This window comes from Nostoc sp. FACHB-190 (genome assembly GCF_014696905.1).
Classification (GTDB): Bacteria; Cyanobacteriota; Cyanobacteriia; order Cyanobacteriales; family Nostocaceae; genus Nostoc_B.
Genome location: NZ_JACJQW010000021.1, coordinates 1 through 15,847, shown reverse-complemented (window position 1 = coordinate 15,847; position 15,847 = coordinate 1). Strand labels below are relative to the sequence as shown.

Here is a 15,847-nt window from a genome sequence, read left to right as displayed (position 1 = left end):
TATGTCTAGCCAACTTGACGAATTTAACCGTCATCTCTTGGAAAAATGTCCCGTTGGTCTGGTACTCTACCGCACAGATGGGACTTTAATTCATACCAACTCCGCCTACGCTGAGATTTTGGGGCGCACTGTTTCAGAAACTCTCCACCTCAACAATTGGCAGATCACTCCTGAGAGTTATATTGCCACTGAGCAAGCCATTATCGAAAACTTAGCAAAAACTGGTCGCCACGGGTCTTATGAGAAAGAATACATCCACAAAGATGGACATTTAGTGCCGGTGAGAATCTCTGCGGCCATAGTTGAACAAGATGGAGAGAAGTTGATTTGGTCGAGTGTGGAAGATATTACTGACCTCAGACAAACTCAAAAAGCATATCAGGAATCTGCAAAAATCTTAAAACAGAGTGAAGCACGATACCGTTCTTTGATTAAAGCTAATACGCAAATTGTCTGGGTGAGTTCACCAGAGGGAATTTGCTTTGAACTTACCGACTGGATAGCTTACACCGGGCAAACTTTAGCAGAAGCCGAAAACGGCGGTTGGATTGATGCCGTTCATCCCGACGATCGCGGCTACACTGGAGAAGCTTGGGGTATTGCTGTTGCCAACCTCAGCCAATATCAAATTGAATATCGCATTCGTGGTAAAGATGGCAACTATCGCTACTTTTGGGTCTGGGGTGCGCCTGTCATTGAAGATGATGGTAGCGTCAAAGAGTGGATTGGCACTTGCACAGATATTCACGATCGCAAACTCGCAGAAGCAGAAAATCAAAGATTAAAAGAAAAATATCGCTCTTTAGTCGCCGCTACTTCTCAAATTGTTTGGGGCGCAACAGCCGAAGGTTTAGGGATTAGCAGTGAAATGATCACTTGGATTGCTTATACAGGTCAGACAGAACAAGAAGTTGCAGGTTGGGGTTGGATTGATCCGATTCATCCTGACGACCGCAGTCAATCCCAAGCCGCCTGGAATACAGCCGTAGCGAACGGCAGTATTTACCAAACTGAATATCGCCTGCGGGGGAAAGATGGAGTTTACCGCTATTTCTCCGTTTGTGGCGCTCCTGTTTTCGCCGCAGATGGTAGCATTCGGGAATGGATTGGCACTTGCACAGATATTCACGATCGCAAACTCGCAGAAGCAGAAAATCAGCGTTTATTTGATATGCTGAATCACTCCAGTGATGCGATTATTATCCGGGATATGAGTGATAAAGTCGCCTACTGGAATCAAGGTGCCGAAAGGCTTTACCATTGGACGCGAGAGGAAGTCAAAGACCAATATATTTATACCTTCCTCAAAAAAGTTTTTCCCAAACCCAAAGCCGAAATCACCGCCGAGTTATTACAGCAAGGCCATTGGGAAGGAGAAGTCCAACATATTACCCACGATGACAAAATTATTACTGTCCAGAGTCGATGGACTTTGCAACGAGATGCAGCTGGTGAACCTTGTGCAGTATTAGAAATTAATACAGATATTACCGCCCGCAAACAAGCCGAAATTGCGCTGCGCCAACTTAATCAAGAACTAGAAGCCAGAGTTGCGGAACGCACAGCCGCCTTGCAAGATACCCTAGCGGAAGCCCAAGGGTTAAATGCGATTTTAGATAACTTAGCAGATGGTTTGTTGGTGGTAGATATATCAGGGCAAATTACCCATTTCAATCCTGCCTTTTTAGCTATGCAAGGATTGACAGCCAACATGCTCCAAGGCAACTATCAAGAACTAGCGATCGCAGGTTTAGCACATTTAATAGAACAAACTCAATCCCATCCCCAAGAAGTCTTTGCGGCGGAAATTTCACTGGCTAAAGAACGCATTGGTCAAGCCGTCGCCACCGCCATCTTTAAACAAACCACAGCTAACGAGCCTGCAACTTGTTTTGGTTCTGCATTGCTAATTCGGGATATCACCGCCGAAAAAGAAGTGGACAAAATGAAGACCGATTTTATTTCTACAGTTTCCCACGAACTGCGGACACCTTTAACTTCAGTGTTGGGGTTTGCCTCGATTATCAAAGAAAAACTCGAAACCGATGTCTTCCCGATGCTGACTAGCGAAGACCGCAAACTGCAAAAAACCATTAAGCGGGTAGGTGACAACCTCAACATTATTGTCTCAGAAGCAGAACGGCTGACATCCTTGATTAACGATGTTTTAGACATTGCCAAAATGGAAGCCGGCAAGGTGGAATGGCACATGCAGCCCCTTGATCCTGGTGAATTATTAGATTGGGCGACTACAGCCACCGCCGCCTTGTTTGAAACCCATAACTTGCAACTAGTCAGCGAGATTGATTCTGGTTTACCGCAAATTGTGGGCGATCGCAACCGTTTATTGCAAGTCCTGATTAACTTAATTTCCAATGCTGTGAAATTTACTCAAACTGGGACTGTTACCTGTCGCGTCCAACAACAGCACGAAGGTGTTTGCATTAGCGTAATCGATACAGGTATTGGTATTGCCCCGGAAGACCAACCAAAAGTTTTTGAGAAATTCCGCCAAGTTGGCGACACCCTCACCGACAAACCCAAAGGTACAGGATTAGGATTACCAATTTGCAAACAAATTGTTGAACATCATGGCGGCAAAATTTGGGTAGAAAGTGAACCAGGAAAAGGCAGCACTTTCTCGTTTTTGATTCCGATTTATACTAAAGATGACCAAAACAATGGACAAATTAATTTAGAAGCCCTCGTCAAACAACTCAAAGAACACGTTATTACGAGTAATGCCGTATTCAACGAAAACCGCAAAACCATTTTAGTAGTAGATGATGATACCAATATTCGAGAATTACTCCGGCAGCAATTAGAAAACGAAGGCTACAAAGTGCGAGAAGCAAAAGACGGTATGGATGCAATTCATCAAATCAAAATTGCCCGTCCCGATTTAATTCTTCTGGATGTAATGATGCCACAAATTAACGGCTTTGATGTCGCAGCCGTCTTGAAAAATGACCCGCAAACGGCAGATATTCCCATCATCATTTTGTCAATTATTGAAAATAAAGAGCGTGGCTACCACATTGGTATTGACCGCTATCTCACCAAGCCCATCAATACAGAACAACTCCGTAATGAAATTGGTTCACTACTTTCTCAAGGAACTTCCAGCAAAAAAGTATTGGTGGTTGATAAAAATGCCTCAACCTTAAAAACCTTATCAGATGTCCTGCAAACTCAAGGATACAGCGTGATTGAAGCCTCCGACCCCCAAGAATGTCTGCACAAAGCACGAGCCGCTAAACCTGACATGATTATCATTGATTCCATCTTTTCCACAGAAACCGACTTAGTGAAAACCCTACGGTTTGAAAAAGATTTAGAAAATGTATTTTTTATCATGTTGGCTGATCATTGAATTAAGAGGGGCTAGAGGCTAGTACAACAAGGCAAAAGGAAAAAGGTGAGCCATTGCGGTGGACGGGTTTCCCGGCATAAAGGAGACAGTGCCGTGGGCGGGTCTCCCGACTTGAGGCAACTGTCGTCAAATGGTGAACCCGAAGGGCAAAAGGAAAAAGAAAGAATAACGATACCTCAAGCCTTTTAGCAATTCCAGATAGTCTGTTTATTTACGCCGACCTGTACTAGTGTTGTTACACTTAAAAACTGGTTTTTATAATCTTTTATCTCTAATCCCTAGTCCCTAGCCTCTAGCCTCTAGCCTCTAGCCTCTACAAATATTAAATTGGATTACTCTATGACGCAAAAAATTTTGATTGTTGATGATGAACCTAACATCGTAATTTTACTGGAACAAGCTTTAGAAGCTTTAGAAGATGAAGGTGTTGAAATCTTAACAGCGAGAAACGGCGAAGAAGCACTTGAAACTATCAAAATAGAGAAACCAAATCTCGTTTTTCTTGATGTGATGATGCCAAAAATGAGTGGCTTAGAAGTTTGTCAGATAATTAAGCATGACTTAAAAATGGATGATGTCTACATTGTAATGTTGACAGCAAAAGGACAAGAATTTGATAAACAAAAAGGTATAGAGGTAGGTGCTGATTTATATCTGACTAAACCTTTTCGCCCTAAAGAAGTGCTAGAAAAATCAATGCAGGTATTGGGATTTTGAATAAAAACTGACTACCGCTATATCTCTCAATTCTCACAAGCGATCGCTCATAGTGTTTGTTTTAAGCGATCGCCACTCTCAAAACAAACCCATCATACCCCACATATCGCCTGTGAATTTACTTGATGATGCTCCCCCTACACCCAATACGGTTCGGATAAGGAACTTACTCGTCAAGGTAAGCAAGGGTGCAGGGGTGCAAGGGAGAATTGACAGTAACCTCTCCCCTGCCCCTCTGCTCCTCCGCTCCCCTGCTGCTTCAACGAAGAGATATCTTAACCGAACGGTATTGCCCCTACACCTTCAAAACACCATCATTCGACCTCAGAACTAGAAGATTCTCGTTTGAAACAGGAACATTCTCACTAGAAACAGGAAAGTTCTCGTTTGAAACAGAAACATTCTCGTTTAGAACAAGAACGTTCTCACTGGAAACAAGAATACTTTAGTTGCAAACAGGAACATTCTCGTTTGCAACACAAAAGTTCGGGTTCTGAACATGAAACTTTGAGTTCAAAACAGGAAACTTGAAGATAAAAGCTTGATTGATGAGGTTAGGAAGGTAAATTTTCGTGTTCTCATTAGAGATGATCGCGTAAAATTGCTAAATTTTTACGCACAGTCACAGTATTAGGATGATTCGCTCCTAAACTTCGCTCCCAAATATTCAAAGCTTGGAGATACAGGGGTTCGGCTTGGTCGTACTTTCCTTGGGAATAGTAGAGTTTAGCCAAATTGTTGAGGCTGATGGCGACATGGGGATGATTGTCTCCCAGCAGGCGTTGTCTGAGTTCTAAAGCTTGGAGATACAGGGGTTCGGCTTCGTCGTACTTTCCTTGGGAATTGTAGAGATTTGCCAAATTGTTGAGGCTTTGTGCGACATGGGGATGATTCTCTCCCAGCAGGCGTTGTCTGAGTGCTAAAGCTTGGAGATACAGGGGTTCGGCTTCGTCGTACTTTCCTTGGGAATTGTAGAGTCCAGCCAAGTTGTTGAGGCTGGTGGCGACATCGGGATGATTGTCTCCCAGCAGGCGTTTATAGAGTTCTAAAGCTTGGAGATACAGGGGTTTGGCTTGGTTGTACTTTCCTTGGTCAGCGTAGAGATTTGCCAAATTGTTGAGGCTAGTGGCGATATCGGGATGATTGTCTCCCAGCAGGCGTTGTCTGAGTTCTAAAGCTTGGAGATACAGGGGTTCGGCTTGGTCGTACTTTCCTTGGGATTCGTAGAGATTTGCCAAGTTATTGAGACTCATGGCGACATCGGGATGATTGTTTCCTAGCAGGCGTTGTCTGAGTTCTAAAGCTTGGAGAGACAGGGGTTCGGCTTGGTCGTACTTTCCTTGGGAATCGTAGAGTGATGCCAAGTTGTTGAGGCTGTGGGCGACAAGGGGATGATTGTCTCCCAGCAGGCGTTTATAGAGTTCTAAAGCTTGGAGATACAGGGGTTCGACTTGCTCATACCTTCCTTGGAATTTGTAGAGTGCTGCCAAGTTGTGGAGGCTGGTGGCGACATCAGGATGATTGTCTCCTAGCAGGCGTTGTCTGAGTTCTAAAGCTTGGAGATACAGGGGTTCGGCTTGCTGGTAAAGTCCTTGGGAATCGTAGAGTGCAGCCAAGTTGTTGAGGCTGTGGGCGACATGGGGATGATTGTCTCCCAGCAGGCGTTTAGAGAGTTCTAAAGCTTGGAGATACAGGGGTTCGACTTGCTCATACCTTCCTTGGGAATAGTAGAGTGCTGCCAAGTTGTGGAGGCTTTGGGCGACATCGGGATGATTGTCTCCTAGCAGGCGTTGTCTGAGTGCTAAAGCTTGGAGATACAGGGGTTCGGCTTCGTCGTACTTTCCTTGGGAATTGTAGAGATATGCCAAGTTGTTAAGGCTGGTGGCGACTGAGGGATGATTGTCTCCCAAGCGGTTTTGTGCTGTTGATAAACACTGCTGATCCCAAGGTTCGGCTTGGGTATATAACCCTTGTCCTTCATAGAAGCGACTCAAGCCGCCGAAAGGCCGAATCATATCTTCATCACTGACATATTGAATGAGATTGTTTGCTACTTCAGCTATGTGTGGTATGGCAAGGGAAACAGCGTTAATTTCCTCAAGGGTAGGAGTCTCAGGAATTTGTTTAGCAACTGCTACCATTACCCCGCAAAACGATCGCTTAAATTCCTCTGCTTGCTCTAAACCTTTAAACTCTGATTGGAAAAATTCCCGCAGTAGGGGATGTAGTTGATAGATTCCCTCTCCTTTGCGCTGGAGTAGATGCAGATTCAATAACTTATCATCCCGAATTTCTTCTAACTCATCCTCATCTTTCTCTGTTAAACACTGTTCCACTAAGTTCCAAGGTATGGGTGCGGCGGCAAATAAACTGAGTACACAGCCTAATACGGGCGGGGAGATCCCGCCCCTACAATCCGCGTCGTTTAATTCCTGCCAACTCAACTCAAAGGCGGCTTTTATTCCCCGTTGTGCTGTCATATCTGCTTCTGGATTGACAGTTGCAGGTTGTTCTAGTCGCTTTTCCTTTAATCGCCCCATCATTTTCGATAGGGACAAATCTTGTTTTTTCGCCAGATATCGTCCCACCAACTCTAAACCCAAAGGCAAATACCCCAGCCATTCGCACAACTGTTTTGCTACATCTAATTCTCTCTCAATTCGCTCTGGTGTTTCTGCCAGCAAAGACCATAACAACTCCAACGCTGCATCTGGTTGTAATACATCTAAAGATAATTGCTTGATGGCTGCACCCAACTTTTTGCGGGTAGTCATCAACACTTTAAATCTGGAAGATGCGCCCTGTAGGTAAGGTCTGATTTGCTGGTAGTCTGTAACATCATCCACCACCAGCAGCACATTACCCTCACGCCAATTCCGCCAGCAGTATTGTACTTGTTCAGGCAAATCAAATTCTTCTGGTGGCTTTAAATCAAGCTGAGTTCTGGCAAACCGCACAACTTGAACGCCAAAATCCTCAACTTTCGCCTGTAACCAGCACAGTCCACCTTTGTAGTTTTCGCGCTGAGTCATGGCATATTGCAAGGCGAGTTCTGTTTTACCCAGTCCACCCATTCCCAAAATAGCTGCAATGGCTACACTTCTCTGCGAGAGGCTGCGCCAACGACTACGCTCAGTCAGCACTTGCTTATTTTCCTGCAATAGTTGATGGAGTTCTCGCAGTTCTTCATCACGTCCGACAAATTTCACCACTCCACTCAGGGGTAAATTTTGCGGTATTTCAGGATTTGACTTTACCCGTTCCTGTGCGGGCGACTGTAGTCAGTTGTATGTGTTTTGCGGATTATTAATTGTGATTTGTTGGGCAACCATTGACCCTTTTTCAGCTTGGATACTTCCTGCTAACTTGGCAAAGTTATTAACAATTGATGGCTGCGCTTGAATTTCTGCGGCTAATTTTTGAATTTCCTCAGCCTTGGGGGATTTATCTTGATTGATTGTTGCTTCTACTTCCCGCACCGATTGAGCAATTTCGGTATCTGTATCGGCTGCGGCTTTCAACTCCAACACAGCATTACCATAATCTAACGCTTCCTCTGCCTTTCCCTCTGGCGTATTCGCTAAGGACGAGGGCAGCTTATTTTTCTGGCGTAGCTTGGCGATTAATTCGTTACTTTTTTCTATTGCCGCTTCCCCAAGCTTTTCGCCTGTTTTTTCTAAAGCCTTAGTTAAAACTATAGTAGCGATCGCAGTTCCTACGGCTGTTAAGGTTACTGGTTCCATAACTTAACAATAATATTCCGAGATTATACTTATTTTCCTGAGCATAACAGATGTGCGACTTATTTTTTAAACCCCTCTCCAAACCTCTCCCCGCAACGGAGCTACGGTGTACACACAAGTGGTATCTGCAAGGGTTTCAGGCGTTATAGACTCCTTAAATTGTCATTACGAGCGCAGTGATAACGGAGCGAAGTAATCGCATAATCCCGTAGTTTTGGCGATTGCTACCCTGCGGGAAGTCTTACGCCTACGTCGTTTCTCCTCGCAATGACAAGCTTTCTAGAGCGATCGCACAACCTAAAGCTAGACGACAAAACCAAACGTTAGGTAGGATTTCAAGACTTGTGTGTACACGGTAGCCGCAACGGAGAGAGGCTTTAATTCTTGCTCCCCTTCCCTTGTAGGGAAGGGGTTGGGGGTTAGGTTTGAGATCAAGTCGCACATTGCGTAAAGAATGTAATCTAATTAAAGATAGAGGGGCATACATCTGTATACCCCTCTGCTTGAGAAATTAAGAGATTGATCAAACAGAAGCAACTGCTACAGTTTGAGAATTAACTTGCGTTTGACTAAACTGGTTAACTGGACGAGGTAACTCAAGATGTTCACGCAGTGTCCAGCCTTCGTACTCAGTGCGGAATAGTCCCCGGCGTTGCAATTCGGGGATGACCAAATCTACAAATTCATCTAAGCCTCCCGGTAGCCAAGGCGGCATAATATTAAATCCATCAGCCCCACCATGAATAAACCAATCTTCTAGCTGGTCAGCAATTTGTTCTGGTGTGCCGAGAATTTGCCGATGTCCGCGTGCGCCAGCTATTGATAAATACAGTTGTCGAATTGTTAAATTTTCTCTGCGAGCGAGGTCTGTCAACAGTTTTTGACGACTTTTACCACCGTTTGTCTCTGGCAATTCTGGTAATGGCCCATCTAATGGGTAGGCTGATAAATCAAATCCACCAATCATTCCTCCCAACAAATTCAAGCCAACCACGGGATCAATTAACTCTTGAATTTGCTCGAATTTATCCTTGGCTTCTTGTTCAGTTCTACCAATGACGGGGAATACACCGGGCATAATTTTCAGATGTTCCGGGGAACGTCCATATTGGGCGAGTCTGCCTTTCACGTCAGTATAGAAGGCTTGGGCTTCTTCTAGGGTTTGTTGGGCAGTGAAGATAACTTCTGCGGTTTGGGCGGCGAGATTTTTACCATCTTCTGAGGAACCCGCTTGAATAATGACTGGATATCCTTGGATGGGACGCGCGACATTCAACGGGCCGCGCACCGCAAAATGTTCGCCTTTGTGGTTGGGAACGTGTAGTTTATCTGGGTCGAAGTAAATACCTGATTCTTTATCTTGCAAGAAAGCATTGTCTTCCCAACTGTCCCAAAGTTTAGTGACAACATCGACAAACTCGCGGGCGCGTTCATAACGCAGAGTATGTTCCATGTGTTGTTCGCGGTTGAAGTTCAATGCTTCTGATTCGGTGGCGGAGGTGACAAGATTCCAACCAGCACGACCACCACTAAGATAGTCGAGAGAAGCAAACTTCCGGGCGAGGTGATAAGGTTCGTTATAGGTGGTGGAGACTGTCGCGGTTAACCCAATGCGTTCTGTGACTACAGACAAGGCTGAAAGTAGGGTAAGTGGTTCAAAATGGACGAGTTTGCCATTCCGGCTTAAAACTTCTGTGCCTTGACCGCGATCGCGCACAGATACTCCATCAGCAAAGAAAATCATATCAAATTTGCCCCGTTCTGCGGTCTGGGCAAGGCGTTTAAAATGGTTTAAGTTCAAACCACCGTCAGCTTGTGCATTGGGGTGCCGCCATGAGGCTAGGTGATGTCCACTACTGGATAAAAATGCACCCAGTTTTATTTGTTTTTTTGGCGTACTCATTACTTTTATCCTTATGGTAGAAACATAAATGCGATCGCCTGCAACTAAACAGGCTGGGGTTTAAGTAAATCTGTCTTGGTGACAAACTCGTTAAAGGGTGTTGGTAACTGCTGTGGTATGGCGATTTGCGAAGTTTGCAGTGGTAAGCGAGGGAAAAGTAACTCAGCGACGCGATAAGCTTCTTCTAAGTGGGGGTAGCCGGAAAATACAAAGGTATCAATCCCCAAATCAGCATATTCCTGTATTCTGGCGGCCACTGTGTCTGGATCTCCGACTAAGGCTGTACCTGCACCACCCCGGACTAACCCGACACCAGACCATAAATTCGGGCTAATTTCTAAATTTTGGCGACTACCGTTATTTAGCTGCGCCATCCGCCGTTGTCCTGCTGATTCTGACTGGACAAAGCGTTTGTGAGCAGATGCAATTGTGTCATCATCGAGATATTTGATTAGTTCGTTGGCTGCATCCCAAGCCTTTTGGGTGGTTTCCCGGACGATAACGTGCATCCGAATGCCAAAACGGACTGTTCTACCTTGTTCTGCTGCTAATTGGCGGACTTTAGCAATTTTTTCGGCAACTTGGGCTGGTGGTTCACCCCAAGTTAAATAAACATCGATGTGTTTGGCTGCAACTTGCAAAGCCGCATCAGAAGAACCGCCAAAATATAAAGTCGGGTAAGGCTTTTGGACTGGGGGGAATTGTAATTTAGCACCCTCAACTTGCAGATGGCGACCTTTGAAGGTTACGTCATCACCTTGCATAAGCGATCGCCAAATTGTTAAAAATTCATCAGTCAATTCATAACGCTGGTCATGGTCTAAGAAAACTCCATCTTTCGCTAATTCTTTAGAGTCACCACCAGTCACCACGTTTAAAATAATCCGACCGTTAGAAAGTTGGTCAAAGGTAGCCGCCATTCTCACCGCAAGGGAAGGTGACATAATGGCTGGACGAAACGCCACCAAAAACCGTAAGCGTTCTGTCACTGGAATCAAAGAAGCAGCCACAATCCAAGTATCCTGCTTTTGTCCCGTCCCAATTAACATCCCACCGTAGCCTAATTTATCCACAGCTTGGGCAATTTGCTGCATATAAGGATAATTAGCTTGTCGTCTACCAATTTTTGTCCCTAAATATCGTTCATCGCCTTGGGTCGGTAAATACCAAAATATTTCCATAAATCCTATCTCTGGCTAATTGTTTTCGGAGTTATTGCGGCATATTGTTCAGTAGTTAGCATTACTGCTTTCACATCAATGTTTGTTTTTTTAAGTTTCGGAAAAAAGCTAGACACGACAAATTGAAGTCAGTTTTCACTGACTTAATAAATTGCCCAAAAATTATTTTTCGTTCTTGGGTTCGTAAATTGGTAAACATCTACACAAGTAAAGACTGGCAATTGGGAACTAATAATTAATTACCAATCACCAAGTCAGTGAATTTATGGCAGAGGTTATTTATGCGGTAGGGAGGAGTTATGTTTAATAGGCAATTCAGGTTTAAACTGGCTGCAATTGTAAATTTTTCTGAAATAGTTCTAAAACTTGCTTCCAAGCATCAGCCGCAGCTTCGGCATTATAGCTGGCGCGATGATTGCAGAAAAAGCCATGTTCTGCACCAGAATAGCGGAAAATATGATGGGGAATGCGGTGTTTTTGTAATTCCGCTTCTACTTGTTCGGTTTGTTCTAAAGGAATACCTTTATCTTCTGTACCAAAGAAGGCGTAAATTGGGTTTTTAATCTCTGAGGTACGGGTAATTGTCGGCTCTCCACCACCGGGCGTAGAATTAGGAATTCCCCCACCGTAAAAGGAAGCTGTGGCTTTGATATCTGGTAAGGTGGCTGCTAGATAAACAACATGACCCCCAAAACAGAAACCAATAGAACCGATCGCATCTCCTTTAACATTTGGTAGAGTTCGCAAGTAAGCGATCGCTGCTTGAATATCACTCAGTATCTCTTCGGCTTTTGTCTGATCCTTGGCCGCGCGTCCACGCTGAATATCATCAGGGGTATAACCAGCATCAAAACCAGGCGCAGTTCGTTGAAACAATGCTGGTGCGATCGCTACATACCCCTCATTCGCTAGTCTTTCTGCAACTTCCCGAATGTGGATGTTGACTCCAAAGATTTCCTGAATCACAATCACGGCGGGAAATTTCCCTTCTTTGACAGGTTCCGCTAAATAAGCGTCAATCTGTAAATCTCCGTTGGGGACTTTAACTCGATTAATCCGAATTCCTGGGTTTGTCATCTTAAGAATTAGTCCACAATTCCTTTGAGGACAGGATTTTTATGGTTTATCTAAAAATACTACTAAATCTTTACCGATTTATCGTACTTTAAGAGTAGTATTCCACAAACATTGTTGAATAGCAAGTATTTTTTCTCAACCCAGTGACATTTATATCAACAGGAGAATGGAGATGCGACTTGAGGCAGTTCATCATATACAAGTAACCTATCAGCGAGAAGTTGAGGAGGCGATACTGTTTTTTTACAGTCAAGTTTTGGGATTAAGCGAAATTAACCCACCTGAAGCCAGTAATTCTGGAGGGTGGTATTTGTTGGGGAATACAGAAATTCATGTAAGTCCAGAAGAAAACACCCATAATCAAACATCTAGACGACATGTTTGTTTTCGAGTCAATGATTTGCATGGGTTTGCCGAACATTTAAAAGCCTATGATGTGGAAATTCTGCCAGGAACACCAATTCCGGGATTTAATCGCTTTTTTATCCGTGATCCTGGTGGAAACAGAATAGAAATTGCCGAATTTACCAAGGAATAACTCATGTCTGATTTAATTAACAAACAAATCTTGCTCAAAAGTCGCCCTGTTGGTGAACCAAAAGCAAGTGATTTTGCCTTAGTCGAAGCGCCAATTTCGGAACCCGGCGAAGGCGAAGTTCTCAGCCGCACAATTTATTTATCTCTAGACCCTTATATGCGTGGGTTAATTAGTGAGGGAGAGTCTTATGCAGCCAATGTGGAATTAAACTCCGTCATTGTGGGTGGTACAGTTAGCCAAGTCATTCAATCAAATCATCCGCAATTTCAAGCCGGGGATTTTGTTCTGAGTGGTAATGGTTGGCAAACTTATGCAGTAGCCAAAGGCGAAACATTGCGGAAACTTAATCCCAGCCAAGCACCTTTATCTTATAGTTTGGGTGTGTTGGGTATGCCTGGGCTAACTGCTTACGCGGCGCTGTTAGATATTGGTCAACCCCAAGCAGGCGAAACAGTAGTGATTTCTGCTGCTTCTGGGGCTGTGGGTGCAGTTGCAGGTCAAATTGCCAAAATCAAAGGCTGTCGAGTTATTGGTATTGTTGGCAGTGATGACAAGCGAGATTATCTAGTCAAAGAACTAGGCTTTGATGTGGGGATTAATCGCAAAACCCAAGAACTTGATGCAGCATTAAAAGCCGCAGCGCCTAATGGTATTGACATTTATTTTGACAATACGGCTGGGGTGATATTAGAAACAGTGTTGCAGCAAATCAACTTAGGGGCGCGGATTCCCTTAGTCGGCTTGATTTCCGAATATAACGCCACATCCACGCCTCCTGGGCCAAACTTAAGACCTTTGTTAATCAAACGTGCGTTAATCAAAGGTTTTTTAGTGCGTGACTACCAACATCGCACCAATGAATTTGTGAGTGATGTGGCTGGTTGGTTAAAATCTGGTCAACTGAAATATAAAGAAGATGTGGTAGTTGGTTTAGAAAACGCGCCCCGTGCTTTTATTGGCTTATTGCGGGGTGAAAATTTTGGCAAGCTGGTTGTGAAAGTTAGTGAAGATCCAACGGTAATTTAGGGAGGACGAGGGAGATAGGGGAGATGAGGAGGACAAGGAAGACAAGGGAGATGAGGGGGACAAGGAAGATAGTGGAGGATTTAGGTAATAACATTCTGAGTGCTTACGTAATAGGACAAAAAATCAAGAGTTTGAAGTTCAAAACCTTACACATATTCTCAATACACAACCTTTATGCGTAAGTCTTAATTCACTAGCTTTTTCTCTCTTATCTACCTTGTCTACCTTGTCTACCTTGTCCCCCTTGTCTCCCACATCTTCCCTATCTCCAGATGATGGGATATTTTTTAATTGGAAGTCCCTAAAGTCTATTAATGAAAATTCCTTTATCAGCTGCTGTTACCAAAAACCGCATATTCTGGGCTGTGTTACTCATCAGTACAGCACTAATCATGACTCTAGTGCTGTCACTGTCTCAAGGTGCAGTCCCCTTGAGTTTTTCGCAATTGTGGGAGGCGATTCTGCATCAAGGCGACCCCACCAATCAAACTATTATCTGGGATTTACGGCTACCGCGAATTGTGGCTGCGATGATTGTGGGTGCAGCTTTGGGAATGTCTGGCGCACTACTGCAAGGAATGTTACGCAATAGCCTAGCTGACCCTTTTATTTTAGGGATTTCCGCAGGTGCAGGATTGATTGTGATTGTGATGATCACTTTGCAATTTTTCCCCATTGCTATTCCCTTTGCGGCGTGGCTGGGTGCAATTTTGACCTCAGCCATAGTGATTTTTTTGGGTCGCGCTGGTTCCGGAATTTCCATTGAACGGCTGATTTTAGGAGGGGTCGCGGTCAGTTCTTTATTGGGTGCGGTGCAGAGTACATTATTATTACTTGCTGAAGATGGTCGCATTCAAGTGGCGTTGAGTTGGTTGGTGGGTAGCTTGAATGCTAGGGGATGGAAAGAAATTACGACAGCAGGGCCTTATATTATGGTGGCGCTGCTGTGCGGATGGTTGCTGGCGCGGTCTGTGAATGTGCTGGCTTTGGGTGATGATTTGGCTGTGGGTTTGGGAGTATCATTAACGCGATCGCGTTTATTAATTGGTGGTGTTGCAACTTTACTCGCCGCCGGTGCAGTTAGCATTAGTGGTTTGATTGGCTTTGTGGGTTTGATAGTACCGCATGGAGTCCGCTTGCTAGTGGGTACAGACCACCGTTTTGTTTTACCACTGTCAGCACTGGCGGGTGCATGGTTACTCACCTTTGCAGATTTACTCTCTAGACTAGGTGCAGTCGAATTACCAGTAGGTTCTGTGACTGCTTTATTAGGTTCACCTTTATTTATTTGGTTGCTATATCGTCGTTCTTCTGGATTAGGCAAATCGTAAAAGCAGAATTCAGAATAGACAAGCTGTTAAATCTGTAACCTCTAACCTCTAACCTATCACCTAATATAAAATGCCTCTAGAATTACAAAATCTCACTGGTGGTTACACCGCAGAACCAATTGTTCAAGATATTAACCTCACATTGCAAACCGGAGAATGGTTAAGTTTAGTTGGTGCGAATGGTTCTGGTAAATCAACATTACTCAAATTATTAAGTCGAATTTTGACACCCCAAAAAGGAATTGTTTTACTTGATGGTAAAGCAATTCATTCTCAACCGCCGAATGTAGTAGCGCAGAAATTGGCATTATTACCACAACAACAAACTGTCCCAGTAGGATTGAATGTGCGGCAATTAGTCAGCTTAGGACGCACACCGCATCAACCTTGGTGGCAATGGGAATTAACAGCCCAAGATTGGCAAAAAGTTGATTTAGCAATTCAAAAAACCCAATTAGAAAATAAGTGCGATCGCCCAGTCGAACAACTTTCTGGTGGTGAAAGACAACGCGCCTTTTTAGCTTTAGCATTAGCGCAAGAACCCAAAGTTTTATTATTAGATGAACCAACTACTTATTTAGATATAAATTATCAACTGCAATTATTAGAATTGTTAAAAGATTTAAATCAACAACAGGAATTAACAATAGTCACAGTGTTACATGAATTAAATTTAGCAGCACGCTATAGTTCTCGGATTGCCTTATTAAAACAAGGAAAACTTTGGGGAGTTGGTACACCGAAAGAAGTGTTAACACCCCAGGCGATCGCACAAGTTTTTGGTGTAGACGCTGTAATTATACAAACACCAGTTGGTTTACAAGTTTGTGCCATTTCTGCTGTATAAAAAAATGGGCGAGAAGTTTTTTGTTACCTCTCAACCCATATATAGCTAAAGATGAAAGCTTAAAAGTATTGCCGAAGCTTACACATCATTTTTCTTGTTAACTTTCTTCAG

Annotated in this window: 12 protein-coding genes; 6 read left to right on the top strand and 6 right to left on the bottom strand. The window is 43.9% G+C overall.

Annotation, left to right across the window (positions count from 1 at the left end; translation table 11 throughout):
• Nucleotide 1 precedes the first annotated feature (1 nt).
• A complete protein-coding gene (locus tag H6G28_RS21180) occupies nucleotides 2-3,373 on the top strand; it encodes a PAS domain S-box protein (RefSeq protein ID WP_190673882.1) in 3,372 nt (1,123 codons plus the stop codon).
• Nucleotides 3,374-3,712: 339 nt separating this feature from the next.
• Complete coding sequence (locus H6G28_RS21175; protein WP_190592767.1) at nucleotides 3,713-4,090, top strand: response regulator transcription factor; 378 nt, start codon at nucleotides 3,713-3,715, stop codon at nucleotides 4,088-4,090.
• 581 nt (nucleotides 4,091-4,671) lie between these two features.
• Here H6G28_RS21175 and H6G28_RS21170 read toward each other — a convergent pair.
• The 6 genes from H6G28_RS21170 to H6G28_RS21145 form a co-directional block, all read right to left on the bottom strand.
• Nucleotides 4,672-7,299 carry a tetratricopeptide repeat protein gene (locus H6G28_RS21170; RefSeq protein ID WP_190674045.1) on the bottom strand — a complete coding sequence of 876 codons (2,628 nt, stop codon included), beginning with the start codon at nucleotides 7,297-7,299 and terminating at the stop codon, nucleotides 4,672-4,674.
• A gap of 72 nt (nucleotides 7,300-7,371) precedes the next feature.
• Nucleotides 7,372-7,833 carry a hypothetical protein gene (locus H6G28_RS21165; protein ID WP_190673881.1) on the bottom strand — a complete coding sequence of 154 codons (462 nt, stop codon included), beginning with the start codon at nucleotides 7,831-7,833 and terminating at the stop codon, nucleotides 7,372-7,374.
• Between the two features lie 247 nt (nucleotides 7,834-8,080).
• Nucleotides 8,081-8,320: a hypothetical protein gene (locus H6G28_RS21160; protein ID WP_190673879.1), complete on the bottom strand. Its 240-nt coding sequence runs from the start codon at nucleotides 8,318-8,320 to the stop codon at nucleotides 8,081-8,083.
• Nucleotides 8,321-8,356: 36 nt separating this feature from the next.
• The gene (locus tag H6G28_RS21155) at nucleotides 8,357-9,736 is read right to left on the bottom strand and encodes an LLM class flavin-dependent oxidoreductase (RefSeq protein WP_190673876.1); all 1,380 of its coding nucleotides are present in this window, start codon (nucleotides 9,734-9,736) and stop codon (nucleotides 8,357-8,359) included.
• Between the two features lie 44 nt (nucleotides 9,737-9,780).
• Entirely contained in the window at nucleotides 9,781-10,917 is a 1,137-nt protein-coding gene (gene ssuD / locus H6G28_RS21150; RefSeq protein ID WP_190673873.1) for an FMNH2-dependent alkanesulfonate monooxygenase, read from the bottom strand.
• A 321-nt stretch (nucleotides 10,918-11,238) separates the two neighbouring features.
• Nucleotides 11,239-11,994 (bottom strand): dienelactone hydrolase family protein, encoded by a 756-nt coding sequence (locus H6G28_RS21145; protein ID WP_190592771.1) that lies wholly within the window; start codon nucleotides 11,992-11,994, stop codon nucleotides 11,239-11,241.
• 172 nt (nucleotides 11,995-12,166) lie between these two features.
• Here H6G28_RS21145 and H6G28_RS21140 point away from each other — a divergent pair, with 172 nt between their 5' ends.
• From H6G28_RS21140 to H6G28_RS21125, 4 genes are all read left to right on the top strand, one after another.
• Nucleotides 12,167-12,532: a VOC family protein gene (locus tag H6G28_RS21140; RefSeq protein WP_190673870.1), complete on the top strand. Its 366-nt coding sequence runs from the start codon at nucleotides 12,167-12,169 to the stop codon at nucleotides 12,530-12,532.
• A 3-nt stretch (nucleotides 12,533-12,535) separates the two neighbouring features.
• Nucleotides 12,536-13,558: an NADPH-dependent curcumin/dihydrocurcumin reductase gene (gene curA / locus H6G28_RS21135; protein ID WP_190673868.1), complete on the top strand. Its 1,023-nt coding sequence runs from the start codon at nucleotides 12,536-12,538 to the stop codon at nucleotides 13,556-13,558.
• 314 nt (nucleotides 13,559-13,872) lie between these two features.
• Nucleotides 13,873-14,889 carry a FecCD family ABC transporter permease gene (locus H6G28_RS21130; RefSeq protein WP_190592774.1) on the top strand — a complete coding sequence of 339 codons (1,017 nt, stop codon included), beginning with the start codon at nucleotides 13,873-13,875 and terminating at the stop codon, nucleotides 14,887-14,889.
• Between the two features lie 70 nt (nucleotides 14,890-14,959).
• Nucleotides 14,960-15,736, top strand: coding sequence for an ABC transporter ATP-binding protein (locus tag H6G28_RS21125; protein ID WP_190673839.1), 777 nt, complete (start codon nucleotides 14,960-14,962; stop codon nucleotides 15,734-15,736).
• Nucleotides 15,737-15,847: the final 111 nt, after the last annotated feature.

What these genes read in the sequence shown, in the direction of transcription:
- H6G28_RS21180 (WP_190673882.1), top strand. Translation starts at nt 2, where the DNA reads ATGTCTAGCCAACTTGACGAATTTAACCGTCATCTCTTGGAAAAATGT.
- H6G28_RS21175 (WP_190592767.1), top strand. Translation starts at nt 3,713, where the DNA reads ATGACGCAAAAAATTTTGATTGTTGATGATGAACCTAACATCGTAATT.
- H6G28_RS21165 (WP_190673881.1), bottom strand. Translation starts at nt 7,833, where the DNA reads ATGGAACCAGTAACCTTAACAGCCGTAGGAACTGCGATCGCTACTATA.
- H6G28_RS21160 (WP_190673879.1), bottom strand. Translation starts at nt 8,320, where the DNA reads ATGTATGCCCCTCTATCTTTAATTAGATTACATTCTTTACGCAATGTG.
- H6G28_RS21155 (WP_190673876.1), bottom strand. Translation starts at nt 9,736, where the DNA reads ATGAGTACGCCAAAAAAACAAATAAAACTGGGTGCATTTTTATCCAGT.
- ssuD (WP_190673873.1), bottom strand. Translation starts at nt 10,917, where the DNA reads ATGGAAATATTTTGGTATTTACCGACCCAAGGCGATGAACGATATTTA.
- H6G28_RS21145 (WP_190592771.1), bottom strand. Translation starts at nt 11,994, where the DNA reads ATGACAAACCCAGGAATTCGGATTAATCGAGTTAAAGTCCCCAACGGA.
- H6G28_RS21140 (WP_190673870.1), top strand. Translation starts at nt 12,167, where the DNA reads ATGCGACTTGAGGCAGTTCATCATATACAAGTAACCTATCAGCGAGAA.
- curA (WP_190673868.1), top strand. Translation starts at nt 12,536, where the DNA reads ATGTCTGATTTAATTAACAAACAAATCTTGCTCAAAAGTCGCCCTGTT.
- H6G28_RS21130 (WP_190592774.1), top strand. Translation starts at nt 13,873, where the DNA reads ATGAAAATTCCTTTATCAGCTGCTGTTACCAAAAACCGCATATTCTGG.
- H6G28_RS21125 (WP_190673839.1), top strand. Translation starts at nt 14,960, where the DNA reads ATGCCTCTAGAATTACAAAATCTCACTGGTGGTTACACCGCAGAACCA.